We start from the raw sequence: 24,722 nt of genomic DNA on the forward strand, positions 1-24,722 counted from the left end.
GTGACGCTTGAGGTTCTTTCCCGGGAGCATCCGCGAGGTTCGCGGTGATTCCCCCGTAGCAACGCGCGCCGCATCCTCGCAACGCGCAGACCTAATGCCCTGGCTTCAGCGCCGCATACGTCCCTGGCGTGATCCCATAAGCCCGCTTGAAAAGCCGGTTGAGATGGCTTTGATCGTAGAAGCCCACCGCCGCCGCGGCCGTTGCCGCGCTCTGCCCCGCCGCAAGCATGCGTCTGGCCGCGAGCAGCCGCACCTGCGTCGCATAGGCGTGGGGCGGCAGTCCGAACTCTTTGCAGAAAGCGCGCGTGAGGTAATACCGGCTTAGCCCCACCAGCTCCGCCAGCTCGTCGACCGGGATATCCCGCTCGTAGTTGGCAGCCACGTACTCGCGCACCTGCGCCATCTTGCGGGCTTCGCGCCGCACTTCACCGAGTTCGTGCCGCGATTGCCCATATCGTCCGACCAGCATCCCCATCGCGGCCCACCAATTCGCCTGCCGCTCCATTAGCGGGACCGAGCCGTGTTCGTCGAGACTCGCATGCGCCCTGGTCAGCAGACCGGCAAGGTGCGCATCCTGATAGAGCCCCGGCGGGATCAGAAGCGGTTTGTCGGCGCGCGAGTCCGGCGAAAACACCGCGCCGAGCGCGCCCAGGCCCTCCATGTCGAGATAGATCGCGCGATAGTTCCATTCGCGGCCTTCCCACACTTCCCCGCTGTGATACTCACCCGGTCCGAACACGAGCACGCTGCCTGGTCCGGCGACGTCGGTGCCGGTGCGCGTATGACATTGACCCGCACCGGTTTGCGTCATGACGATGACGAGTTCGTCGTGCAGATGCCGGTCGAACTTGTGCTCGCCGTAGCGGGCGATCGCAAGACAGGCGCCGTCGAGCGCACCGTCTCGCCAGCACACCACCTCCGGGTCGCCTTTATCCGATGTGTCCATGGGTCGCTCTCAGCTCTCCGGGATGCCTGTTAAACCAATTCTATTCTGACCCGGCGATTGCGGCGGCCCTTGTTCTCGATCTTCACAATGCGGATCGGTCTCGATTGCGCCGTATTGGTCAGATGCGTGCCGCCGCAGGCCTGCCGGTCCAGATCGCCGATTTCGACGATCCGCACCGTGCCGTCGGAGGTCGGCGGCGGCGCCACCGAAAGGCTGCGGATCAGGCCCTCCGTCGACTTCGCCTCCGCTGCGCTGACGTAATAGGTTCGCACATCCATGGCGCTTCGGATCACCTCGTTGACAGGCTCCTCCAGCAGGCGCAGCGCGTCGTTATCCGCTTCCGGCAGATCGAAGTCCATGCGGGCGGTACCGTCGGCATTGATCTGCGCCCCGGTCACGAGTGCGCCGGCGAAGCGCTGATACACCAGGGCGTTGAGAATATGCGTGTCCGTATGGAGCTGAGCGACGGTGGCGCGCCGGGCCGCGTCGACGGCCACGTGCACGTCGCCGTTCAGTTCGAGCGGCTCATCGAGCAGATGCCACAGCATGCCGCCTTCCGGTGCAACGCCAGTAATGCGGACCACGCCGCGCGCGTGCGTCAGCGTCCCCGCATCCGACACCTGACCTCCGCCGCCCGGGTGCAAGGCCGAGCGGCCCAGCACGACTGCGCCGGGCCGGGAGGCGATCACGCTCGTTTCAAATTCGAGTAAGTCCGGCTGCTCATGGCAAAGATAGTGCGTCACCTTGATGACCTCGCATGAAATGAAGTGAGCATACGCCTAGCATACTCAGTCTCATGGGAGGTCGTCTTGGTCAAAAATGCTCTGTACGAGGTCGCGCGCGAAGCCCACAACTCGTCGAGCACCGTCGATCGTGCCGTCAAGATGGCGTCCGGAAGCAAACGTCCGGTTGATATAATTTTCCAGTCACACATGATCGGGCACGCTCGCCAGGAGCAAATATTTCACCCGTCAACCGTCAATCTGACTGGAAGATTCGATGCCCCTGCAATTAGCCAACACGAGTCGACCACCCACCCTCACCGGGCTTTTCCTTATCTTCAGCCGTATCGGGCTCACCAGCTTCGGTGGCGGCCTGAGCGGCTGGCTTCTGCGGGAATTCACCCAGGATCGCGACTGGATCAGTGAAGAAGACTTTTTGAATGGCCTCGCCATTTCGCAGGCGCTGCCGGGCATCAACGTCAAGAACATGGCGATCTGGATCGGCCACCGTCTGCTCGGCTGGCGCGGCGCGCTGCTGGCGGTCACCGGCATCATCGTCCCGCCCGCCATCCTGATTGTTATTCTCGGCACGGTTTTCGGTCGTCTGCTGCATTTCCCGATCGCTCACGTCCTGCTTGCGGGCGCGGCGGCAGCGGCCACTGGCCTGTCGTTGTCGATGGGCGTGACGACCGCACTCCGGGTGCCACGCAGACTCCTCCCTCTGCTCTTCCTCGCGGGCACCTTCGTCGCCGTCGGCATATTGCGCCTGCCGCTCGTGTGGGTCGTGATCGGCGCGGGCGGCCTGAGCGTGCTTGTCGAATACATCAAACTACGCAAAGCCTAGCCATGTCGAATCGGGTTCTTCTGCAGCTCACGGCGGTTTTCGCGCCCCTGTCACTGGTGACGATAGGCAGTGGCCAGGCCATCATCGCCGATATCCAACGGCAGGTTGTCGACGTGCATGGATGGATGACGCATGCCCAGTTCGGTGTCGACTTTGCCATCTCGCGCATGGCGCCCGGCCCCGGCTCGCTGTTAGCCACCTTGATCGGCTGGCAGATTGCCGGGTTCTGGGGCGCTGTGGTGGCCACGCTGGCCTTGCTCGCCCCGACCGGCATCCTGATCTACGGTGTGACCCACATCTGGACACGTTATCAGGGCGCGGCGTGGCAGTTGGCGCTCGAGCGCGGGCTGCGCCCCGTCGCCTCCGGCATGATTCTCGCCGCGGGGTGGGTTCTGCTGAAGTCGCTCGACGGCGGGCTTCCGGCCCTGGCGATTGCCCTCGTTTCAGTCGGGACACTGCTCAGCACTCGAATCAACCCGCTGCTTCTGTTGCTTTGCGGTGCATTGCTGCTGCTTGGTATGTCTGAGCTCAGCGCCAACCTGCCGTCCATGCTTCAGGTACACATGGCGAGCTAGTGCTATTCCATCATGGCGTCTGCAGCGTGCCGTCGTTCAAACTCGTTTGCGTCCACGTCGATGGAAGGCGCCGAGCTCCCACGCACCGGCTTCGCTGGGCACGGCGCAACGCGCTGCGAGGCGCGCCACCGTTCGCTTCAGACCTTCGCGATGTGCGTCTCGGCGATCGAGCGGACGTCGATGCGGCGCGGCAGGATCGCGTCGCGATCCGCGCTATCGGCAACTTTCTGGAGTGCGGCGATATCCGCTTCGGTTACGAAGTGCTGTTTCAATGACGCGCGCTGGGTGATTTGCCGCGCGGCGTCGAGCGGCGAGCGTGTCAAGGACGAGTAGATCTGCGCGTAGGCATCGGGATTCGCAAGCGACCAATCCCCCGCGCGTTGCAACCGGAGCAGAACGTCGGCAATGGCCACACGTTTGCGCGCATCCGCAAACGCGGCGCCCGACGCAGTGATGAAACCGAGACCGCTATTGATGCCGGAACCGTCGCGCAAAATGCGCGCGCCGCGTTGGATAGCAATGCCGTAGTACGGATCGAACGTCGCCCACACGTCGATCGAACCGGACGCGAACGCGGCAAACGCATCGACGGGCAGGATGAAACGGACCTTGACGTCGTCCTTCGAGAGTCCGGCTTCAGCGAGCGCACCATACAATTGGAATTGCGAAATGCTGCCGCGCGCCGACGACACGAACACGGTGCGCCCCTTCAGATCCGCCACCGTGCGAATCGGCGAATCGCGTGCAACCAGAATGCCGAGTTGCGCGCCCGAGCCCACACGCGTCGCGACGATCTTCAAGGTCGGATCGCCGACAGCCGCTGCAAGCACAGGCAAGTCGCCCGCCGGGGCAAGATCGACGGCGCCTGCGCGTTGCGCCTCAAAGAGTGGCGCGGCGCCCTGGAAGTTGGCCCAGCGAAATGCGTACGGCGTGCCGTCGAGCACCTTCGCCGCTTCGGCAAGCGCCCGTGTGCCACCGGCCTGGTCGCCAAGCACGAGCGTGGTCGATGCCAGATCGGCGGCCTGCGCGTTGCCTGCATGAAATGCGCCGGTTGCGGCAAGCGCCGGCACTGCGCTGAGCAGCTTCAGCGTGCGCCGCCGCATGGAAAAAGACGTGGAAACAGAAGCGGCCATATGCCCTCGCTAGCAATATGTCTGCAAGCGTAGCGATCAGGGCGCGTCGTGAGAATGATTCAATTCCGATATCTTTATCTCGACCGGGCAGCTATCTTTTTCACCCAGGCGCGAACCCGTCACTTACGGCTTATCGAATATGCCGCGATAACCGCCGTACATCGACAGCACGATCAGCGCGCTGACTAGCGGCGTAACGAGCAATCCGCGCAATAGAAGCGGCGCGAAGGTGGCAAGCCACACGTCGACGGCGATGGCGGTGCCGAACACCGAAGCGACCCGCCAGTTACGCGCCACGGCACGCAGGCTCGCCGCCATCGCGTTCAGAGGCGAAACGTTGTTCAGAACAACCAGCGCCGGCGCGAACCATACCAGCGAAGCCGCGACCGCATAGGCCAGCATATTGAGCACCGGCTCCAGCGCATTGCCCGTGCCGTTATGCGCGCCGTAGACGATCGTCAGATCATGCACGCCGTTCGGTGCAACAGATGCCTTTATGGACACATGAAACGCCACAAACGCGATCAGTTGACCCGCATAGGCAACGATAGCGCCGCACGGCCCGATCGTGATCAACGCATTGCGATGGACATTGACGGCTTCGACTGTCTCGCGGATCGACCACGGGCGCGCATTGCTCGCGCGTTCCTGCATCAGCACCAGACCCGCGGCGAGGACCGGCCCGACGAGCGCCGCCACCACGCGCAACGGCGGTGCCAGTTCGAACAACGTCACGAAATCGGCACAGCCGAGAATCGCCACGAGCCACAACACCGGATTCGCGCGAGCGATATGGAACCCTTCCGCGAACCAGCCGGCAACGCGCTGTACGCTGACCACGCGACTGTCCGGATAACGCAGCCCGGAAGCATGTTGCGGGTGTGCCGGGACGGCCGTACTGCCTGAATAGTGCATGTTCATGACCGCTTCCTTTTCATCGAATGAGGATAGAGACGTCAGTCAACCTGCACGGTGCTTCAGGCGGATTGCCCTTCGTCGAGCCGAGCAGTAATCAGATCGAGTTGCCGCTGAACGTAGCGGACCAGGCCGCGCCATGTGATGCGCGTCAGCCACAAGCACAGCCACAAGCCGACGATGCCGGCGACCAGCATCGCGAATCCGTAAATCATTGCGCCGATGCCCGAGCCATGAGGCCCGACGACCACGACGTTATCCGAACCGCTCTTGATCGCGATGTGGTCGCGATCTATCACGACCGAATCCGATCCGCTGTGGACCGCCAGACCTTTACCGGTGGCGTCCATGCCTTGCACGAAGGACACGTGGTCGCCGTGGTTCCTGATGTCCCACGCCATCGCCTTTGCACCGGTTCCGATGCGCGCGGCCGACACCTTATCCCCTTCGTCATCCTTAAGATCGAGTGCGATGATGTCGGCGGATGCGATAGACCATGTGCCGTCCGGGTCGACTTTGAACAGATCACGCGCGCCACCAACGGAATTGATCTTGAGTTTGCCGTCGTCATTCTTGATATCAATCGGACCGGCAAGCGTCACGATGGAAATCCGTGTGGCTGCATCCGGCCGCAGCACGAAACGGTCGCCATCCACTCGGAATACCTTCATATTGGCAGTCGCCTGGCGAGCGTCGCCCTGCGCGGGAGCGGGAGCGTGATCCGCGTCGCTATCGTCACCCTCGTCGCCCTCGTCGCTATCGTCTTTCGCCGCCTTGTCGTGTCCGATAACACTCGCCAGCGGCCCCGTTCTCACGTCACCGCTCTCGAAGGTGAACGGCACCGAATTGAACGCCGGCCACCCGAACAGGTGATGACTCCCGAGCGCGACCACAGTCACGAGCCCGGCAACCGTCAGCGCACCCGAAACCGCGTAGCCGATCGTCAGCATCAGCAGATAGAACATGAACGGGATCAGCAACAGCAATTGCAACAAGCCGAGCCCCGCGATCGAAGCGACCACCCGCATCAGGTTGCCGAACGAGCGGCGCGTCTCCCACTGGCGGAAGTTCGCCTGTGCCTTCAGTTCACGTGCGAGCTTGATCGGATCGCCAAGCGCCGCGACCACCTCTGCCTCACTACGGCCGGCTGCGAGCGCATCACCGAAGTACTCGCGATAGTCGGCGACGATTTCGTCGACCACCTTTTTCGGCAAACTCCGCAGTTCGTGGCGCAATTGCTGGATGAATGCGTCCTGCGTCATTGCTTTTCCCCTGTTCCTGAGGGCGTACCGGACAAGGCCAGCACACCGTTGACTTCATCGACAAAACTGCGCCATTCGCTTTGCATTTCCGCCAGACTGCTGCGGCCTGCCGCCGTCAGCGAGTAATACTTGCGAGGCGGCCCCGAACTGGATTCCACGAAATACGTCGACACCCACGCCTCGGCCTGCAAGCGGCGCATCAACGGATAGATCGTGCCCTCGCTGATCTCCATGGTTTCGGAGAGCGTCGAGACGAGCTCGTACGCATAGCTGTCGCCGCCGGCGAGGACAGCTAGCACGCACATGTCGAGGGTTCCTTTCTTGAGCTGCGTTTTCATTCAATTCCATTGCATTAGTGTGCATAGCACGGTACCTTGCTATGCACTGGTGCGGAGCGCACCGATCCGCCAGATGACGAACGAACTCTAGCACCCAGTATTGTTTAATGCAAGGTACTGTTTTATGCACGAGACTAGCCCATCAAATCCCTTCAGTCGGTTGCAAGCGCCACCGCTCACACGATCGCACGCGGGGCCCATTTGCTTATCGACGTGGCAGCGCGTGGAAGCCGTGCGGGTCACGCCTTGATGGAATAGCCGGAAGCCTGCGCGCGCGTTCGCGAAATGAACGCGAGGTTTCTCGAAGTGACATAATCCGGTCGTCGTTGCTTGCAACGCAACCATGACTTTCTCGCCGCAAAACAAGGAGATTCACATGAGCAAGGGATATTGGGTGACCGCATACCGTGCGACGAAGGATCCGTCGAAACTGGCAGCGTACGCACAGTTGGCACTGCCCGCCGTGGTAGCCGCCGGCGGCAAATTCATCGTGCGCGGATTAGCCGACGAGGTGCGTGAACACGGCTTGAAGGAACGGACTGTCGTAATTGAGTTTCCGAGCTACGAGCAGGCCGTTGCCGCGTACGAAAGCGAGGCTTACAAGAAAGCACTTGAAGCCCTGGGCGACGGCGTCGAGCGCGATCTGCGAATCGTTCGCGGCGCCGAATGACACAGTCGATGCGACGGGCGTGACCGGCGTGAACCGCGGCACGCCCGAGCAGACCGAACAGCAGAATCTCGCCACGAATGGGCAGGTCAAGCACCACTAGCGGGGATTGCCTCGCTACACGGTTGCCGACACGCGCTTGACCTCGATCGGCTCAGTCGGCCGCCGCTGCCCGCACGAGCGCACCGATGCCGTCAAGCGCTTTCATCAACTCTGCAGGCGCGCCATGCCGCGCCTGCAGATAGCTCGTTGCGTTATACGAGAGCCACACCCGGCCGTCGTCGTCCTGCCACACCAGCACCTTCAGAGGCAGATCGAGCGCCGCAGTCGGCACGGCCTGCATCAGCGGCGTCCCCGCCCGCGGATTACCGAACACAAGCAACTGCGACGGAAGCATCTCAAGCCCCGCGCGTTGCGCATCCGCCGCGAAATTGATGCGGGCGAACAGGACAATGTTCTTCGCTTCGATCAGCGATGCGAGTTTATCGGCGGTTTGTTCGACCGTGCGCTGCGTGGGCACGGTGACGATGCCGTTGTCGGCTGTGAGAGTGGACATGGATTTCTCCGGTTGCTGACGATTGTTGACAATAGACAACCAGCCACGTTATGGTCAAAGAAGCCGACGGTCCGTTATCCCATCCTTTGTTCTAATCGCCGATCATGACCACGTCAACCACGTCTAGCGCCATCGAACTGCTGCAGCGGCATTCCCTTGCGACGCTAGTGCAGGAAATGCTCGAACGCAGCATCGTCTCGGGGGAATTCGCCCCGGGGGAGAAATTGAACGAAGTCGAAGTCTCCACCCGGTTGAACGTGTCTCGCGGGCCACTGCGCGAAGCGTTCCGCGCCCTGGAACAGGCAGGTCTGCTGAAGACGGAGAAAAACCGCGGTGTCACGGTGCGCGCGCTATCGCTGCGCGAGGCCGAAGAGATTTATGAAGTCCGTGCGATGCTGGATGAATCGGTCGCTCGCGCACTCGCCACTCGGATGACACCCGAAACGCTTGCCACACTCAAAGGCATCATCACGTCAATGAAAGCCGCGAAGAAGGATCATGACCTCACGCGCTACACGGCATTGAACGTCCAGTTGCACGACGCGATGGTGACGGGTGTCGGCAACCAGCACTTGATCGAAACCTATCGGCATCTCGTCCGTCAGCTCGGCTTGCTCCGTCAGGCCGCAATCGAATCGGAAAAGAGCGCGCTGGCGACATCGGTCACGGAACACGAAAAGATCGTCAACGCGCTCGCCAAGGGCGATGCGGAGAGCGCCGTCACGCTCGTGCGCGAACACGTCGCCCATGGTCTCGCGAGAATGCGGCGCGCCCACGAGCACTGGGCAGCGTCCGCAAGCGGCACCGGCAACGCCTGAAGCAAGCCTGACGACAGCACACGCGCCCCGCGCTCAACGCTGCGGGGCTGCCGTCGTACTAAGCTTTATCTGACTTCCCTGCAGCATTGGCGAGCTTGCTGAGCCATCGGTCGACCAGCCAGGGCTGCTTATCTTCGTCCTCCGCGCGCTCCTTGCGCCGAATCGCGTCGCGCACGGTAATCGAGCCCACGTACCGGATCGGTTCGGGCGGGAAATAGCCCAACGGTCCCTTCGTCAACGGACTGCGCGTCCATTCGTTGTCGAGTTCGAGCAACAGCGAAGACAGGATCTGCCCGCCCATATAGGTCGGCCCAACACCGTTACCGGAATAGCCAAATCCGTAGAGCACGTTTGGTGCGTCATCGAGCCTGCCGAAAAACGGAAATCCCGTCACCGACCGATCCGACGGACCGTTCCAGCTCGCCGTCACCGGCACGTCGCGCAACGCCGGGAAGAAATCGTGCAGGCTGCGCGTCAGATCGGCTTCATACGGCGAGCGTTGATCGAACACCGGCGCGATCCGGCCGCGCCAGGCAAAGGTATTGCCCCCCTTGCCGAGCATCAGCCGGCCGTCCGCCGTACTGCGATAGTAGTAAACGAAGATGCGCGAGTCGAGCACCGATACGCCATCTTTCAAGCCGATCTGTTGCAGCAACTCCGGGCATTTCTCGGTGACGATCATGTCGCTGGAGACGACTGCAAGCGTGCGTTCGAACTGCCAGAAGCGGCTCGCCATCCACGCATTGATCGCGAGCACCAGTTTGGGCGCCGTGACACTGCCAGCCGGTGTGCGCACGGTCACGCGCTCGCCGGAAGTGAAGTCGAGCATCGGCGTGCGTTCGTAAATACGAATACCCATTTCAATCGCGACACGCCGCAGGCCGCGCACGAGCTTGCCGGGATGAACCGTTGCCGCAACCGGCGAATACACGCCGCCGAGATTGCGCGCCGAACCGGAACGGCTCGCCACTTCGTCCGGCGCGAGATGTTGATACGAATTGATGCCATGCTCGCTGAGCGCGGCGATCACCGGGTCGAGCAGGCCGATTTGCGCGCGTGATGTCGCCGTGTAGAGCGTGCCGTCGAGCCGAAGCTCGGCATCTATAGCGTGTTCGGTACAAAAGTCGCGAATCCGTCCGACAGCAGCTTCGGACGCTTTCACCAGCCGGATGGCTTCGGCCTCGCCGAACAGACGTCGCAGCGTGAAGAACTTCGTCGACCACGTCAGCAAGCACCCCCCGTTGCGGCCGCTGGCGCCCGCGCCGCACAGGTCGCTCTCGATGATCACAATGTCGAGATCGGGTTTCTTCTGCTTCGCCTGGATGGCGGTCCACAAACCGGTGAAACCCCCACCGACGATGCAAACATCGGCCGTGGTTGCGCCTTGCAGTGCGGGCGCCAGTGAACCATCGGCAAAGAGTGCTTGTTCAATCCAGAACGGACGCATGAATTGCTCACATTGATAAAACGGTTTAACGCCACGCGGCGAAAAGAAAGGCTTCTTCCCGCTCCAAAGGAAAGAAGCCTTCGCACGTGGGCATGCTCAGGCTAGCGCTTTCGCCGATACCTGCGTGATTCCCATTGCCTTTAACGTATCGGCGATCGCGGCGACTGCGCCGGGGATGCCGGATTCGCCGAAGTGTCCGATACAACCGACACGGAATGTTTCTACCTGGGTCAGCTTGCCCGGATACAGGATGTAGCCGCGCTTTTTTACTTCCTGATAGAACGTCTTGAAGTCGTACCTGGGATCGTCAGGCGCATGGAACGTGACGATGATCGGCGCCTGAATCGACGGGTCGAGAAAGGTTCGAAAACCCAGCGCGGCCATGCCTTCGATCAGCGCCCGGCAATTGTTTGCATAGCGCGCGCCGCGCGCTTCGAGACCGCCCTCCTCGACGTATTGCGCGATCGCCTGATCGAGTGCCGCGACGACGTGCGTGGGCGGCGTGAAGCGCCACTGTGTCGTGCGGTTCATGTAGACCCACTGGTCGTACAGATCCATCGCGAGTGACGGACTGTTGCCCTCGCATCGCTCCAGCGTGCTGCGGCGAATGATCACGAAGCCCATGCCGGGCACTCCTTCCAGGCATTTCCCGGAAGCGGCCACGACGGCGTCGAAGGGCGTTTGGCGCGCGTCGATGTCGATCGCGCCGAATGAACTCATCGCGTCGATGATCAGGCTGCGTCCGTGCTTCGCGACCACCATGGCAATCTCATGCAGCGGATTGAGCACGCCGGCGCCGGTTTCACAATGCACGAGCGCGACGTGCGTGATGCCTGGATCGGCCGCTAGCGCGCGATCGACGTCAGCCGCTTTGACCTGCGTGTCTTCGGGATAGTCGAGGGTCTGGTGACTGCGGCCGAGCGCCCGGCAAATCTTCGCGATCCGCTGGCAATATGCGCCATTGTTCGGTATCAACACATGTCCATCGCGCGGCACCAGCGTGCCGATCGCGGCTTCCACCGAGAACGTGCCGCTGCCTTGCAAGGGCACGCATTCATGCGTGTCTTCGCCATGCACGATGCGCAGCGTCTGCTGGCGGACACGGGCGGTGATCTGATTGAAGTCGGCGTCCCACGATCCCCAGTCGCGCAGCATCGCCTGACGCGTGCGTTCTGATGTCGTGAGCGGGCCGGGCGTGAGCAGAATGGGCTGGGCGGGCAGAGTCACAGTAGCTCCTTATAGATCTTGATGAAGATGCATCTCAACCACGGCGCGGTGTGCGCCATGCCTGGGTTCTGCGCAATACACCATGCGACACGCAGGCAAACAGCACGCAAGCGAAGGCCGCCGTCACGAGGACCAGCGTGGCCATTGCCGCGGCCGGTCCAATCTGTCCCGCGTCGTCGAGATTGAGAATGGCAACCGAAGCCGGTTGCGTGTCGGGTGAATAGAGAAACGCGACCGCCGACACCGTGGTCATGCCATTGACGAACAGATAACGCGCGATCTGCAGGATCGACGGCAGGCACACCGGCACAGTGACGCGAAAAAACGTCTTGTAGAAAGGCACCTTCAGCGAAGCCGAGACCGCTTCGAACTCGTTGTCGATCTGACGAAGCGCGGTAACCGCGGTCAAGTGGCTTGACGAGTAGTAGTGCACCACCGTGACGATCGCGAGCAGCGCGAGCGTGCCGTAAAGGCCGTTCAGGGGATTGGCGGGTGAGTTGAATAGAAAGATGTAGCTGATGCCGAGCACGAGACCCGGCACGCCCATCGGCAGGATTGCGCACAGATTGATAAACCCGCGCAACCAGCGCGGCCCGCGCGTCTTCTCGACCAGATACGCGCCGCCGAACACGATGATGGTGCCGCCGATCGCCACGCACGCAGCCATTTTCAGGCTGTTCTTGTACGCATCGAAAATCCCGGCGCCGATCAGTCCCATCTTGTAGTGCTGCAAGCCGAGGCTCATCTGATACGGCCAGAACTTCACGAACGAAGCGAACACCGAAATACCGACCACCGCCAACAGCAGCAAGCAGACGAATGCGCAGTACCCGAGCATCGCCATATCGAAACCACGTGCGGGTTTCGGCTGATAAGGCGTCGAGCGCGCGCCAAGTTGCGATTGCTGCTTGCGGCGAATGAAGAAGTCGACGGCGAACGCAACGAGCGCCGGACAGAGCAGCAGCAGGCTGACCACCGCACTCCGGTTGAAATCCTGCAAGCCGATAATGAGCTTATAGATGTCGGTGGAGAGCACCGAATAAGGTCCACCGATCACCACCGGCACGCCGAAATCGTTGATGCAGATCGTGAACGACACCATCGTCGCGCTGATCAGACCATACTTCGCGCCCGGCAGCGTGATCGTGAAGAACTTGCGCGCGCGGCGTGTGCCCATCGCATCGGCTGCTTCGTATAGGCGTCCGTCGGACAGCGACAGCGCCGTCACGAGGATCATCAGGACATGCGGAAACGAGGCGTAGACCAGACTGCATACAATGCCCGGCAGCCCATAGATCGAATGCCCATGAAGCAACGGTTTCAGGATGCCCGAGTTGCCGAACCAGTAGATGAACGACACGGCGGACAGCAGTGTCGGCGCGAGCAGCGGAAGCAGCGCGACCGTGCGGACGGCGTTCTTCATCGGCATGCACGAGCGGGTCAGCGCGTAGGCGAACGTGAACGCCATCGGAATCACGATCGCCGTCACGAGGCAGGCAACCGTGACCGAATGCAGTGTCGAGGTCCACACACCGGAATCCACCAGATAGCCGCTGAAATTGGCGAGTCCGACGAAGTGGCCATCCGCATCGACAAAGCATTTACCGATCACCAGGACCAGCGGCACCAGCAGAAATATGCCGAGAAACGCGGACATCAGCACGAGGGCCAACTGCGCGATCCGGTCATGCCAATGGCTCTTCTGCCGCACCTCGGCGTGACCTTCCTCGCCGCTGCGGCGCTCGATCAGGACGGCGCTCATTGAAGTCGCTCCTTCGCGGCGGAGAAGACGCATACGTGTTCGCGGTTGATGGACAGATTGAAGCGGGACCCCGGCTCGAGGCGGGTGCGATGCATTTCATGAAACGACAGGTCGGCGACGATCTCCTGCTCGCCGAGCCCGTCCACCTTGAAGCTGACCCGGCAGAACGCGCCGAGGAATTCCAGCTTCTCGACTGAGGCGGGCAGCAGGTTGTCCGCCTCGCTGCCCGGCGCGCTGAGGTGAATGTCTTCCGGGCGCACGAACGCCGACACTTTCGAACCCAGCACCGCACGCTCCGATCCACATCCGTAGCGCAGCGCAATGGCGCCCGCCTTGAGACTGCCGTCGCGTGCCACCTCGGCCGGAATCAGATTGACCTTACCGATGAAATCGGCCACGAAGGGCGAGGCCGGTTCGCGATAGATTTCGTGTGGCGTACCGATCTGCTCGATCACGCCCTGGTTCATCACCACGATCCGGTCGGCCATCGAAAGCGCTTCTTCCTGGTCGTGCGTCACCATGATCGTGGTCACGCCGAGGCGCTGCTGCAACTGGCGGATTTCCTGGCGCAGCCGCACACGCACGCGCGCATCCAGCGCCGAGAGCGGCTCGTCGAGCAAAAGCAGACCCGGCGACGTGGCCAGCGCACGTGCCAGCGCGATGCGCTGCTGCTGACCACCCGACAACTGGTTCGGATGCTTCTTCTGCGCATCCGGCAAGCCGACCAGTGCGAGCAGCTCGTTCACCCGATCGGCGATCGCTGCGCGCTTCATCCTGCGATTCACCAGGCCATAGGCCACGTTGTCGAAGATGGTCAGATTCGGAAACAGTGCGTACGACTGAAAGACGATGCCGTAGTCGCGAAGCTGAGGTGGCAGCCGCGAAATATCGCGGCCGTCCTGCATGATCTGGCCGGCACTCTGGGTTTCGAGTCCGGCAATGATGCGCAGCAAAGTGGTTTTGCCACATCCCGACGGCCCGAGAAAACAGAGCATCTCGCCCTTCTTCACGCCAAGATTGATGTCCTCCAGAACCGGCGTGTCGTTGAACCGCTTATAGACCCGCTCTACGCTCAAATACGCTGTCATGTTCTCCTCCGCTTCCGCTTGCACGTCTGCACGGCGGCGACGCACTGCTTGTGCGTTGCATCGCCGCATCGTTCAGGGCCGCGCAGCGCGCGTCCCGGCGCTCGTCAAGACCCGGCTGAACCCGGCCTTACTTTTGCTCCTTGTTGCCGTAGCGCTTTTGCCAGTCTTCGAGAATTGAGTCGCGGTTCTTTGCCGACCATGTGAAATCGTTCTTCACTAGCAGTTCTGAATAGTTATCGGGGATGCCTGACAGTTTCTTCGCGACGCCGGGGTACGCCACAATCGCCCACCATTGCGCGGTGATTTCATTGGCCTCCTTGCTGGCCATGAAGTCCGCGAGTTTTTTAGCCGCTTCCGGCTGCTTGGTCGTCTTCATGATGCCGGTTGCTTCCATGTCCCAGCCCAGCCCCTCTTTCGGGAAGATCAGGTCGATGGGGGCGCCTTGCGCCTGCAACTCGTGTCCGCGGAATTCGAACGAGATACCGATCGGAAATTCGCCGGTGCCGGCGAGCGTGCAGGGCTTCGAGCCCGAGTGCACGTATTGCGCGACGTTCTTGTCCAGCGCGTCCATGTACTGCCAGCCCTTGTCCTTGCCGAAGGTTTGCAGCCATGACGTGACGTCGAGATAACCGGTGCCGGACGACACCGGACTCGGCATCACGATCATGCCCTTGTAAACCGGCTTGGTCAGGTCTTCCCATGACGTCGGCTTAGGCAGGTGGCGCTTCTCGGCTTCGACGCGGTTGTAGCAGACTGTCGCGCCCCACACGTCCATGCCGACCCAGTGCGGCGGCGTGTTCGCGTCGCTGTACTTGCGCGTCAGACTGTCGAACCCCTTCGGGGCGTAGGGCATCAGCATGCCTTGCAGATCGAGCAGCGTCAGGCTCGATGCCGCGAGCCCGAGCACCACGTCGGCACGCGGATTGTTCTTTTCGGCGAGCAGCTTGGCGGTGACCGCGCCCGTCGAATCGCGCACCCAGCGGATTTCGATATCCGGATTGGCCTTCTCGAACGCGTCTTTGTACGGCTTCATCGCTTCGTCTTCAAGCGCCGTATAAACGAGCAACTGCGCCTTCGCATAAGCGAACTGGACCGCGCCGAGCGCGACGGCGGCGGCCACCAGACAACGCAGCGCCCTATTCAGACGACCTCTGCGACCTTTAAACCCCGACTGTTCCTTCATTTCCAGACCCCTTGAGAAAGTGGCGTCGCGGCCAGCGACGAAAACGACCGGTGCTACGGGACGACTGTGTGTTGCAACCCTCTTAAGCAACCTCTGACAACTGCCTTCGACAATGTGTGATTTGTTGTCTGTTGTTGACAATCTACAAAGCATAAATTTTAATGTCAAGTATTGCCTCACTTTGCCACACAACGCCACATTGCCATTACCCGACTTTCCCTAGCCCAGAGGACATGCCATGAGCAAAACACCGGTTTCCATTGAAGTGAACGGCCGCAGCTACAACTGGATGCGCAGACCTGTCGTCGTGGTCTGCGTGGACGGCTGCGCGTATGAATATCTGGAGATGGCGGCAGCAGCGGGAGTCGCGCCGTTTCTCGGCAAGCTGCTGCGGCCCGGCACTTCGCTCAAGGGCGAATGCGTCGTGCCGAGCTTCACGAACCCGAACAACCTGTCGATCGTGACCGGCGTGCCGCCCGCTGTACATGGCATTAGCGGCAACTACTTTTTCGATCGCGACAGCGGCACCGAGGTGTTGATGAACGATCCGAAGTATCTGGTCGCCCCCACCGTGCTCGCCGGTTTCGCCGAACAGGGTGCGAACGTTGCGGTGGTCACGGCAAAGGACAAGCTGCGCCGGCTGCTCGGTAAAGGCCTGAAGGGGGTGTGCTTCTCGGCGGAGAAAGCCGACGAAGCGACGCTCGAGGAGAACGGTATCGACAACCTGATCGAACTGGTCGGCCAGCCGGTACCGAGCGTCTATAGCGCTGAGCTGTCCGAGTTCGTGTTCGCGGCCGGCGTGCGGCTGCTCGAAACGCGCGACATCGACCTGATGTACCTGTCGACCACCGACTACGTACAGCACAAGTGTGCCCCGGGCACACCTGGCGCCAACGCGTTCTATCAGATGATGGACGGCTATCTGCAGCGGCTCGACGAGCTGGGTGCGATCGTCGCGGTCACCGCCGATCACGGGATGAATGCGAAGCACAACGAAGACGGCGAGCCCAACGTGATCTATCTGCAGGAGCGCTTCGACGAGTGGCTCGGCAACGACGCTGCCCGCGTGATCCTGCCGATCACGGACCCCTACGTCGTGCATCACGGGGCGCTCGGATCGTTCGCGACGGTCTATCTGCCCGCCTCAGCCGACCTCGAAGCGATGCGCCGCCGGCTCGCAGCGGAGCCGGGCATCGAACTGGTGTTGACGGGCGCTGAAGGCTGCGCTCGCTTCGAACTTCCGCCTGCGCGCATGGGCGACCTCATCGTGATTTCGACGCAAGACGTGGTGCTCGGCACGCGGCGCATCAAGCACGACCTGTCCGGCCTCGACGTGCCACTGCGCTCGCATGGCGGCCTTGCTGAACAGATCGTGCCGCTGCTGTTCAACCAGCCCGTCGCGAAGTCGGTCGGCGAGCGGGCACGGCTGCGCAACTTCGACATCATCGATATCGCACTCAATCATCTTCAATGACCGGGGATCAGAAATGAATGCTGTTGCTGAAATGAAGGCTCAATGGCAGGTGCGTCATGAAGCGCTGCGCATCGGCGGCGAAAAGATCTTTCGCGACGAAGTGATCGAAGTGCGCAACCCTTACAATGGCACGCTCGTCGGCACGGTGCCGAAAGCGACGCTCGAGGACGTGCGCCACGCGTTCGAATTCGCGCGTGCGTATCGTCCTTCGCTGACCCGTTATGAACGCGCTGCGATCCTGCGTCGCGCGGCCGATGCCGTGCGCGTGCGCACCGAAGAAATCGCCGCCCTCATCACGGCGGAAGCGGGCTTGTGCAAGAAGGACTCGATCTACGAAGCCGGCCGCGTCGCGGACGTGCTGGTTTTCGGCGCCGGCGAAGTGCTGAAGGATGATGGTCAGATTTTCTCGTGCGACCTCACGCCTCACGGAAAGAAACGGCGCGTCTACACGCAACGCGATCCGCTGTTGGGCGTGATCTCCGCGATTACGCCGTTCAACCATCCGATGAATCAGGTCGCGCACAAGATCGTGCCGTCGATTGCCACGAACAATCGCATCGTCGTGAAACCGTCGGAAAAAGTGCCACTGTCATGCTATCTGCTTGCCGACATTCTCCATGAAGCGGGCTTGCCGGTGCAGATGCTGCAGGTGTTGACGGGCGACCCGAGCGTGATCGCCGATGAACTGATCACGAACCCCGCCATCGATCTCATCACGTTCACCGGCGGCGTCTCGATCGGCAAATCGATCGCCTCGCGCATGGGCTACCGGCGCGCCGTGCTAGAACTTGGCGGCAACGACCCGATCATCGTGATGGAGGACGCCGATCTCGACGAAGCCAGTTCGCTCGCCGTGTCGGGTTCGTACAAGAACTCGGGCCAGCGCTGCACCGCCATCAAGCGCATGCTGGTACACGAGTCGGTCGCCGACCGCTTCACCGATCTAGTCGTGGAAAAGACACTCGCCTGGAAATATGGCAATCCGGCGGATGGTTCGGTCGATATGGGAACGGTCATCGACGAAGCGGCTGCTCAGTTCTGCGAACGCCAGGTCAATGACGCCTTGTCACGCGGCGCCCGTCTGCTGGCGGGCAACCTTCGCGAAGGTGCGCTTTACTCGCCGACGGTGGTCGACCGTGTCACGCCCGACATGCCGCTCGTCAAGTACGAGACGTTCGGACCGGTGTCGCCGATCATGCGCTTTGCCAACATCGACGAAGCGATCCGCATGTCGAACTGCACGGACTACGCGTTGTCTTCGTCGGTCTGCACGAATCGCCTCGACTACATCACGCGCTTCATCACCGAACTGGAAGTCGGCAGCGTGAATGTGCGCGAAGTACCCGGGTATCGGCTCGAACTCACGCCGTTCGGCGGCGTGAAAGACTCGGGGCTCGGCTATAAGGAAGGGGTGCAGGAGGCCATGAAGAGTTTTACCAATACGAAGACCTACTCGCTGCCGTGGTGAGTGCGAGGTGAGTATGAGAAGCGCTGCGGCGCTTCTCGTCATGCTATCCATTCAGACCGCGGGAGCCGTCCGCATCGGTTCGAGGCGGCAAGTATGCGGACGTCTCTGTTGAACGGCCGCATGTCGCTTTTGTGACAGAAACATCATCTTGCGATCACGTTGGGGATTCATCCGCGAGCCAAACTGAAGTCACTCGGAGTCAACCACGACACCGACCTTAAAGGAGGCTCAAATGAAAGTTCGAAACGTGCTTGGTGTTGGCCTGCTCACGGCCTTTCTCGCTCCGCTGGCTTATGCAGACGTGGCGAGCACATCGTCACAGCACCAGCCCGTCAAGCAATCCCAGCCGCACGCCGGAACCCTGCATACGATCGCTTCGTCGGGTGCGGTACCGCAGGTCAATCCCAAGGCCCACGGCAAGACGCGCGCTGAAGTCCGTCAGGAACTTATTCAGGCGCAGCGGGATGGCCTCATCCCCACGAACGACACCGACTATCCGCCGAGCAAACGCACGATCGAACGCAATAAGGCGCGTTTTGCCGCGCTCGAGCGCCACTACGAGTAATCAACAAGACGGCTTTTTCTCGCCTCGCAGCACCCTGCGCGCAAGCACTTCATCGTTCAATCGGGACGTGCATCGGGCAAAGCACGCCGATCCCTCAGCTAACCGGAGTCAAACATGAAATCAATCACCACGCTCATCCTCGCCTCGGCGCTACTCCTCTCCTCCGCTGTTCAAGCCCAGGGTCTGACACGCGTCGAAGTGAAGCAGCAACTGATTGAAGCGCAGGCCAACGGGCTCGCCTACATCACGGACACGTCCTATCCGGCGATTCATCCGAGCTTTGAACACAAGGTCAAGGCCCAACCGTCGCCGAATGGCTATGGTGGCGTGCCTGACGGATCGCAGCAATCGGGCGTTGCGCCGCACGGACATCCGATGCCGCACGGCAACCCGCACTGCGTTGGGCCGGTCAGTTTCTGCAACATCTATGCAGGTTCATAAATGCCGGATCATCAGCACGGCGGCGAAGGCCGCATGCGCAGGCCAGCTTGCCGTGCTCATCCGAGGTTGTGCGACTCCACTCGCCGTACCGTCGCGCTGGCCGGCCGGATGGCGGGGCGGTTGAAACTCAGCACGAACGCCGTACGCACGCCGGGCTCGCTCGTCACACTGGACGCGCCGTCATGTTCGTCCATGATCGAGCTGACGATCGCGAGTCCGAGCCCCGCACCCAACGCTGATTCATAGCGCGCCGGATCGACCCGATAGAAACGATCGAAAATACGCCCGAGGTGCTCAGAACCGATGCCCGGTCCAGCATCGATGACGGCGACCTCCGATACCGCATCGCGCTCCGTGCATTCCACGACGACTTCACTGCCCGCCGGCGCATGCGCAACCGCGTTCGATAGCAGGTTGCTCAGTGCACGCTGCACAAGCAGTTGATTGCCATCGAAACGCGCCTCTCCAGTCACGCGGATTCCGACGTCTTTGTCCCCCGCGAGCGTCTCATAGTAGCCGGCAACCTGCTCCGCCTCCTCACGTGCATCGATCCTCTTGAAGTGCACCTGATGCATGCGGTTTTCCGATCGGGCGAGGAACAGCATGTCATCGATCATTCTTGATAGACGCTGTGTTTCGTCGATGCCTGATTCGATGACCGAACGGTATTCCTGTGCGTTCCGCGGCTTGGACAACGCCACCTGCGATTCCGCGAGCATGTTTGTCAGCGGCGTACGCATGTCGTGCGCGAGATCGGAGGAAAAGCGCGACAGGCGATCGAAGGATTCATTCAGACGTTGCAGCATCCGGTTGAACGCCTGGTTCAGCGCGAGCATCTCGCCGGACATGGAGATGTCCGGTAACGGTTGAGTCAGTTTGCTGCCCGACACCTGATCGGCCCGCTCGGCGAGCAACTTCAAAGGCTGCAGGCCCAGCTTCGCGAGCGAATACGCCACCAGCGCGGAAATCACCGTGCCTAGCAGCGTCACCAGCATGACGTTGATCGAATAGGTGCGAAGCAAGGCATTCTGACGGCTGTCGTTGTACTGGACCACGACGCGAACCGCGGTACCGTCTGAAGTCGCGCCGCCTAGCGGTACCGACTCGCTCACGTAGCGAAACTCCCCGTAGGTCCGATCAACGGCCTTGGGGCGGCCGCTGCCCGAATCAACGAGAATGCCGTCGCGCAGCCGGAAGCCTGCCGAGCGGACAAGTTCGCGCCCGTCCCCGGCATAGATCGCCATTTCGATATTTTCGTGCGCATGGAACGGGTCGAACCACGCAGGGCCATGGCTTGCCACACTCTCGTCGCTGCTCTGCGTGGCGAGGCGCGAGCGCGTAGCGCCCAGCGTCGTGTAAATCTCCTGCGCAGCGTCAGCCCGGACGTTCTGTTTGAGCGCCGCGTATAGACACAGCCCGTTGACCGCGAGCAGGATCGAACTGGCGAGCGCGAACAGGATAGTCAGCCGAACGCTCAGCGTACGCGGCAAAAGTCGATACATCAGGCGGCGCAATCGCGTACCTCCAGCACGTAACCCATGCCTCGAACCGTGTGGATCAGCTTGGTCGGATACATCTCGTCGATCTTCGCACGGACCCGTCTGACGGCGGAATCAACGACGTTAGTGTCGCTGCTGAAGTTGATGTCCCAGACCTGCGAGGCAATGGTGGATCGCGGAAGGACTTCGCCTTCGCGCCGCATGAGCAGCCATAGCAGCGTGAATTCCTTGGCGGTCAGAAGGATCGTGTCGCCCTGGCGCGTCGCCTTGCGCCGCGTGAGGTCCAGTTCGAGATCCGCCACGTGCAGAACCGACGGATCGCGGCCCTTCCCCCTGCGCAGAATCGTGCGAATGCGCGCGAGCAACTCCACGAAATCGAAGGGCTTGACCACGTAATCGTCGGCACCCATCTCGAGGCCCTTGACCTTGTCGCTGGTGTCGTCGCGGGCCGTCAGCAGCAGCACCGGCGTCATGTGTGTGCGCCTCAACGACGACAGTACCGACCACCCGTCGAGACCGGGAAGCATGACATCGAGCACGACGAGGTCATAAGCCTCGGTTGTCGCCTGATGAAGTCCCGTCACGCCGTCGCGCACCCAGTCAGTGACAAAACCCGCTTCATTAAGGCCTTTTTGCAGATACAGCCCCGTTTTCGCCTCGTCTTCAACAATCAGAATTCTCATCTCAACTCTTTCCATTAAAACGCGCTACACAGCGCGCCCGCACATGACGAATTTGTCATTTGGCGGTCATGCACGCGCACTGGCTCATCGCTAGATTAGGTCACTGAAGTGCCGATGCATGCTGCCGCGTTAGTGGATGCATCGTCTCAAATCAAGCGTGTCGTTCTGCGGGCCAGCGAAACGACGAAAGCTAAATGTAAGCATAAAGTCCACTGCAACAGACATCAATCTGAGCGCGCAGTTCCGCAGAAACGAACAAACCCTCTACTGGAGCACCGAATGAACCGAACGAAACGCATGCTGCTGGAAAACATCGCATGGGCCGCCGAATCGGCACAGAGCGACCCCGCATTCTTCGACGGCCTCGCACTCGGGCAAAGTCCGAAAGCCCTCTGGATCGGCTGTTCGGACAGTCGTGTGCCTGCGGAGATCGTCACGAATTGCTCGCCCGGCGACCTGTTCGTTCATCGCAACATCGCGAACCTTTTTTCGAGTACCGACGACAACGTCATGAGCGTGCTCGAGTACGCGGTTCAGGTCCTGAAGGTGCAAGACATCATCGTCTGCGGGCACTACGGATGTGGCGGCGTCAAGGCAGCGTTGCTACCCATCCCGTCCGATCTGCCGCATGTCGCAAGGCGTATTGCGCCGCTATGCGCGCTCGCTGGCGCGCACAGCGCGGAACTGGACCAGTGCGGCACCGGCGATGCGCAGGTCAACCGCCTGGCGGAGTTGAATGTGATGGAACAGGTCCGGGCAATCCGCGCCACCTCGATCGTGCGCAACGCGGCGCATGCACCCTCAGTGCATGGCTGGATTTTCGGGCTGCACGATGGCCGTATCAAAGTGCTGATGGCGGGCGACCTTCCTTCGCGGCACAACGAATCGAGCCGTCGCATGGTTTCGGTACGCGAGTATCTGGTCACCGCAGGGACGATGGCCCACTGACCGGCGCTGTTCTGAGCACCTGGTCTGTAAGACCTTTTAGTCTCTGTAAAGAAAAGTCTGGAATCCAAAGCATATGACTCTACGCGAACAGTTTGCATCGTTTCCGCGCGACATGTTTGCCGGAATCGTCGTCTTTCTCGTTGCGTTGCCGTTGTGTCTCGGCATCGCCAACGCATCCGGTGTCGAGCCGTTCGCCGGTCTTCTTTCCGGCATCATCGGCGGGCTCGTCGTGGCCCTGCTGAGCGGCTCACATCTCAGCGTCAGCGGTCCTGCCGCGGGGCTCGTGGTGATCGTCGTCGACGGCATCGCGAAGCTCGGCAGCTTCCCCTCGTTCCTGATGGCGGTACTGCTCGCGGGCGCCATCCAGTTCGGCTTCGGCATGCTCAAGGCCGGGCGCTTCGCCGCGTACGTGCCTTCTTCGGTCATCAAGGGCATGCTGGCGGCAATCGGCCTGCTGTTGATCATCAAGCAGGTGCCGCTCGCGGCGGGCTTCGCCAACGGCAGCGCGAGCGCCGCGAATGCCGCCGCCGGCACCATCGACACCCCGTTCGGCGCCATGTCGCTGGCCGCATGCGTGGTCGCGATCCTGTCGATCGCGATTCTCGCGAGCTGGGAAACCCGAGCCATGCGCCGCTTCGCGCTGGTGCGCCTCGTGCCCGCGCCGCTTGCGGTTGTCGTGCTCGGCATCGGCGTCACGTTGTTGCTGGACTTCACCGCGCCTGGTCTCGCGCCGCCGGCCGAACACCGCGTGTCGTTGCCTTCGCTGGCTTCGTTTGCGGCGCTGGACAAAGCGTTCGGCTGGCCCGAATTGGTGCACCTGATGAACCCGGACGTCTGGCGCCTGGCAATGACCATCGCCATTGTCGCGAGCCTGGAAACGCTACTCAGTCTCGAGGCCGTCGAACAGATCGATCCGAAGAAACGCGTCGCACAGCCGGATCGCGAGCTTAAGGCACAGGGTATCGGCAACATGGTGGCGGGCGCGATCGGCGCGCTGCCCATCACCTCCGTGATCGTGCGCAGTTCAGCCAACGTTCACGCGGGTGCGCAGAGCCGCTGGTCGGCGGTCGTGCATGGCGTGCTGCTGCTCGTGAGCGTTTTCGCGTTGACCGCAGTGATCAACCTGATACCGCTCGCCTGTCTCGCCGCCATTCTGATCTTCACCGGATTGAAACTTGCCAAACCGTCGATGTTCGCGGATATCGCCAAGCAGGGAATCGCGCGTTTCGCTCCGTTTATCGTCACGATTGCAGGCGTGCTGCTGACTGACCTGCTGATCGGCATCGTACTGGGCATCGTGTGCAGCGTCGCACTGGCCATTCATGCCAACATGCAGCGGCCGATCACGATGGCGCGGCACGACGATCACTTCCTGCTGTCATTCCGCAAAGACGTATCGTTTCTCGCCAAGGTCAGTCTGAAAGCGCATTTGAAGTCGGTTCCCGATCACGCCACGGTGGTCGTGGACGGCAGCCGCGCGGATTTTATCGACCCCGACGTGCGCGAACTGATCGATGAATTCGTGCATGACGCTCCCGCGCGTGGCATTCATGTTGAATGCCGGCAACTTGAGCCAGTCGTTCAGGAAAGCGGCAGGCCGTCGGGATTGCGGATGTTCCTGCGCCCGAGGTAAGCGGGACGGCGCACCGGACCTGAGCCCCATCGAACCCGGCCGCGCACCCTCGCCGAATCGGCTGTCGGCCGGCCAAAATTCGACGGAACCGGCTGCGCACACGGCCCAAATCGACGTTCTCCTCCATTTTGACGACGAATAATGAATCCGAATACGAAGCGGCAACGTCGCGCATCGTGCCGGGCGCCGCTCGATACCATGGAGGAGTTCAGATGCATTTCACGAAGGCAATCGTCCGTCGTCCCGCCGCGTCATGCGGCGCCGGCCTCACCACCGCGCAGAGCGGCGCCCCCGACTACGACAGGACGCTGACGCAATTCCACGCCTACTGCGACGCGCTGCGCATGCGCGGCGTCGAACTGATCGAGCTGCCCACGCTTGACGCGTTCCCGGACGCGCATTTCGTCGAGGACGTCGCGGTCGTCACGCCGGAATTCGCGGTCATCACACGCCCCGGCGCGCCCGCGAGGCGCGGTGAAATCGATTCGATCGCCGCGCCGCTCGCCGCACACCGCACGCTGCTGCCAA

Annotated in this window: 24 protein-coding genes and 1 pseudogene; 11 read left to right on the top strand and 14 right to left on the bottom strand. The window is 61.6% G+C overall.

The features are described from left to right. Positions 1–91: 91 nt before the first annotated feature. Positions 92–946, bottom strand: a complete 855-nt coding sequence (locus GNZ12_RS21690; protein WP_172313490.1) for an AraC family transcriptional regulator — start codon at positions 944–946, stop codon at positions 92–94. A 29-nt stretch (positions 947–975) separates the two neighbouring features. After that, positions 976–1,689, bottom strand: a complete 714-nt coding sequence (locus GNZ12_RS21695) for an alanyl-tRNA editing protein (RefSeq protein WP_172313492.1) — start codon at positions 1,687–1,689, stop codon at positions 976–978. A gap of 256 nt (positions 1,690–1,945) precedes the next feature. On the opposite strand from GNZ12_RS21695, the gene GNZ12_RS21700 reads away from it, so the two are divergent. Together GNZ12_RS21700 and GNZ12_RS21705 are read left to right on the top strand one after the other, a co-directional pair. Continuing rightward, entirely contained in the window at positions 1,946–2,512 is a 567-nt protein-coding gene (locus tag GNZ12_RS21700; RefSeq protein WP_172313494.1) for a chromate transporter, read from the top strand. Positions 2,513–2,514: 2 nt separating this feature from the next. Then, positions 2,515–3,087, top strand: coding sequence for a chromate transporter (locus tag GNZ12_RS21705; RefSeq protein WP_172313496.1), 573 nt, complete (start codon positions 2,515–2,517; stop codon positions 3,085–3,087). 137 nt (positions 3,088–3,224) lie between these two features. On the opposite strand, the gene GNZ12_RS21710 is transcribed toward GNZ12_RS21705, so the two are convergent. The 4 genes from GNZ12_RS21710 to GNZ12_RS21725 all read right to left on the bottom strand — a co-directional run bounded on the left by GNZ12_RS21710 (position 3,225) and on the right by GNZ12_RS21725 (position 6,735). After that, on the bottom strand, positions 3,225–4,220 hold the full coding sequence (locus GNZ12_RS21710; RefSeq protein ID WP_172313498.1) for an ABC transporter substrate-binding protein: 996 nt from the start codon (positions 4,218–4,220) through the stop codon (positions 3,225–3,227). Between the two features lie 123 nt (positions 4,221–4,343). Then, the gene (locus GNZ12_RS21715; protein ID WP_172313500.1) at positions 4,344–5,141 is read right to left on the bottom strand and encodes a BPSS1780 family membrane protein; all 798 of its coding nucleotides are present in this window, start codon (positions 5,139–5,141) and stop codon (positions 4,344–4,346) included. A 56-nt stretch (positions 5,142–5,197) separates the two neighbouring features. Next, on the bottom strand, positions 5,198–6,397 hold the full coding sequence (locus tag GNZ12_RS21720; RefSeq protein WP_172313502.1) for a DUF1700 domain-containing protein: 1,200 nt from the start codon (positions 6,395–6,397) through the stop codon (positions 5,198–5,200). Next, on the bottom strand, positions 6,394–6,735 hold the full coding sequence (locus tag GNZ12_RS21725) for a PadR family transcriptional regulator (protein WP_172313504.1): 342 nt from the start codon (positions 6,733–6,735) through the stop codon (positions 6,394–6,396). Before GNZ12_RS21725 ends, GNZ12_RS21720 begins: the two co-directional genes overlap by 4 nt. 376 nt (positions 6,736–7,111) lie before the next feature. Here GNZ12_RS21725 and GNZ12_RS21730 point away from each other — a divergent pair, with 376 nt between their 5' ends. Continuing rightward, complete coding sequence (locus GNZ12_RS21730; RefSeq protein WP_172313505.1) at positions 7,112–7,405, top strand: DUF1330 domain-containing protein; 294 nt, start codon at positions 7,112–7,114, stop codon at positions 7,403–7,405. A 151-nt stretch (positions 7,406–7,556) separates the two neighbouring features. Here GNZ12_RS21730 and GNZ12_RS21735 read toward each other — a convergent pair whose 3' ends face one another. Next, on the bottom strand, positions 7,557–7,958 hold the full coding sequence (locus GNZ12_RS21735; RefSeq protein ID WP_172313507.1) for a DUF302 domain-containing protein: 402 nt from the start codon (positions 7,956–7,958) through the stop codon (positions 7,557–7,559). A gap of 104 nt (positions 7,959–8,062) precedes the next feature. On the opposite strand from GNZ12_RS21735, the gene GNZ12_RS21740 reads away from it, so the two are divergent. Beyond that, positions 8,063–8,776 carry a phosphonate utilization associated transcriptional regulator gene (locus GNZ12_RS21740; protein ID WP_172313509.1) on the top strand — a complete coding sequence of 238 codons (714 nt, stop codon included), beginning with the start codon at positions 8,063–8,065 and terminating at the stop codon, positions 8,774–8,776. 58 nt (positions 8,777–8,834) lie between these two features. Here GNZ12_RS21740 and GNZ12_RS21745 read toward each other — a convergent pair whose 3' ends face one another. The 5 genes from GNZ12_RS21745 to GNZ12_RS21765 form a co-directional block, all read right to left on the bottom strand. After that, on the bottom strand, positions 8,835–10,223 hold the full coding sequence (locus GNZ12_RS21745) for an FAD-dependent oxidoreductase (RefSeq protein ID WP_172313511.1): 1,389 nt from the start codon (positions 10,221–10,223) through the stop codon (positions 8,835–8,837). 96 nt (positions 10,224–10,319) lie between these two features. Next, the gene (locus GNZ12_RS21750; protein ID WP_172313513.1) at positions 10,320–11,450 is read right to left on the bottom strand and encodes a 2-aminoethylphosphonate--pyruvate transaminase; all 1,131 of its coding nucleotides are present in this window, start codon (positions 11,448–11,450) and stop codon (positions 10,320–10,322) included. A 34-nt stretch (positions 11,451–11,484) separates the two neighbouring features. Beyond that, a complete protein-coding gene (locus GNZ12_RS21755; protein ID WP_172313515.1) occupies positions 11,485–13,212 on the bottom strand; it encodes a putative 2-aminoethylphosphonate ABC transporter permease subunit in 1,728 nt (575 codons plus the stop codon). Continuing rightward, a complete protein-coding gene (locus tag GNZ12_RS21760; RefSeq protein WP_172313517.1) occupies positions 13,209–14,300 on the bottom strand; it encodes a putative 2-aminoethylphosphonate ABC transporter ATP-binding protein in 1,092 nt (363 codons plus the stop codon). Before GNZ12_RS21760 ends, GNZ12_RS21755 begins: the two co-directional genes overlap by 4 nt. 127 nt (positions 14,301–14,427) lie before the next feature. Beyond that, positions 14,428–15,483: a putative 2-aminoethylphosphonate ABC transporter substrate-binding protein gene (locus GNZ12_RS21765; RefSeq protein ID WP_172313519.1), complete on the bottom strand. Its 1,056-nt coding sequence runs from the start codon at positions 15,481–15,483 to the stop codon at positions 14,428–14,430. 238 nt (positions 15,484–15,721) lie between these two features. On the opposite strand from GNZ12_RS21765, the gene phnA reads away from it, so the two are divergent. From phnA to GNZ12_RS21785, 4 genes are all read left to right on the top strand, one after another. Beyond that, positions 15,722–16,957, top strand: coding sequence for a phosphonoacetate hydrolase (gene phnA, locus GNZ12_RS21770; RefSeq protein WP_172313521.1), 1,236 nt, complete (start codon positions 15,722–15,724; stop codon positions 16,955–16,957). A 13-nt stretch (positions 16,958–16,970) separates the two neighbouring features. Next, entirely contained in the window at positions 16,971–18,425 is a 1,455-nt protein-coding gene (gene phnY, locus GNZ12_RS21775) for a phosphonoacetaldehyde dehydrogenase (protein WP_172313523.1), read from the top strand. Positions 18,426–18,657: 232 nt separating this feature from the next. Then, a complete protein-coding gene (locus GNZ12_RS21780) occupies positions 18,658–18,990 on the top strand; it encodes a DUF4148 domain-containing protein (RefSeq protein ID WP_172313525.1) in 333 nt (110 codons plus the stop codon). 114 nt (positions 18,991–19,104) lie between these two features. Further along, entirely contained in the window at positions 19,105–19,431 is a 327-nt protein-coding gene (locus tag GNZ12_RS21785) for a DUF4148 domain-containing protein (RefSeq protein WP_172313527.1), read from the top strand. A 56-nt stretch (positions 19,432–19,487) separates the two neighbouring features. Here GNZ12_RS21785 and GNZ12_RS21790 read toward each other — a convergent pair whose 3' ends face one another. After that, a complete protein-coding gene (locus GNZ12_RS21790) occupies positions 19,488–20,933 on the bottom strand; it encodes a heavy metal sensor histidine kinase (RefSeq protein WP_328806043.1) in 1,446 nt (481 codons plus the stop codon). Then, positions 20,933–21,613 carry a heavy metal response regulator transcription factor IrlR gene (irlR, locus tag GNZ12_RS21795; protein WP_172313529.1) on the bottom strand — a complete coding sequence of 227 codons (681 nt, stop codon included), beginning with the start codon at positions 21,611–21,613 and terminating at the stop codon, positions 20,933–20,935. The genes GNZ12_RS21790 and irlR overlap by 1 nt, the downstream gene beginning before the upstream one ends. Positions 21,614–21,892: 279 nt before the next feature. Between irlR and GNZ12_RS21800 the strand changes: the two genes are divergently transcribed. The 3 genes and pseudogenes from GNZ12_RS21800 to GNZ12_RS21810 all read left to right on the top strand — a co-directional run. Then, a complete protein-coding gene (locus GNZ12_RS21800; RefSeq protein WP_172313531.1) occupies positions 21,893–22,561 on the top strand; it encodes a carbonic anhydrase in 669 nt (222 codons plus the stop codon). 73 nt (positions 22,562–22,634) lie between these two features. Further along, positions 22,635–24,194, top strand: a complete 1,560-nt coding sequence (locus tag GNZ12_RS21805) for a SulP family inorganic anion transporter (protein WP_172313533.1) — start codon at positions 22,635–22,637, stop codon at positions 24,192–24,194. 212 nt (positions 24,195–24,406) lie between these two features. Next, positions 24,407–24,722: pseudogene (locus tag GNZ12_RS21810) on the top strand (amidinotransferase); the annotation flags it as partial.

The sequence above is a fragment of the Paraburkholderia solitsugae genome, from assembly GCF_013177695.1.
GTDB lineage: Bacteria > Pseudomonadota > Gammaproteobacteria > Burkholderiales > Burkholderiaceae > Paraburkholderia > Paraburkholderia solitsugae.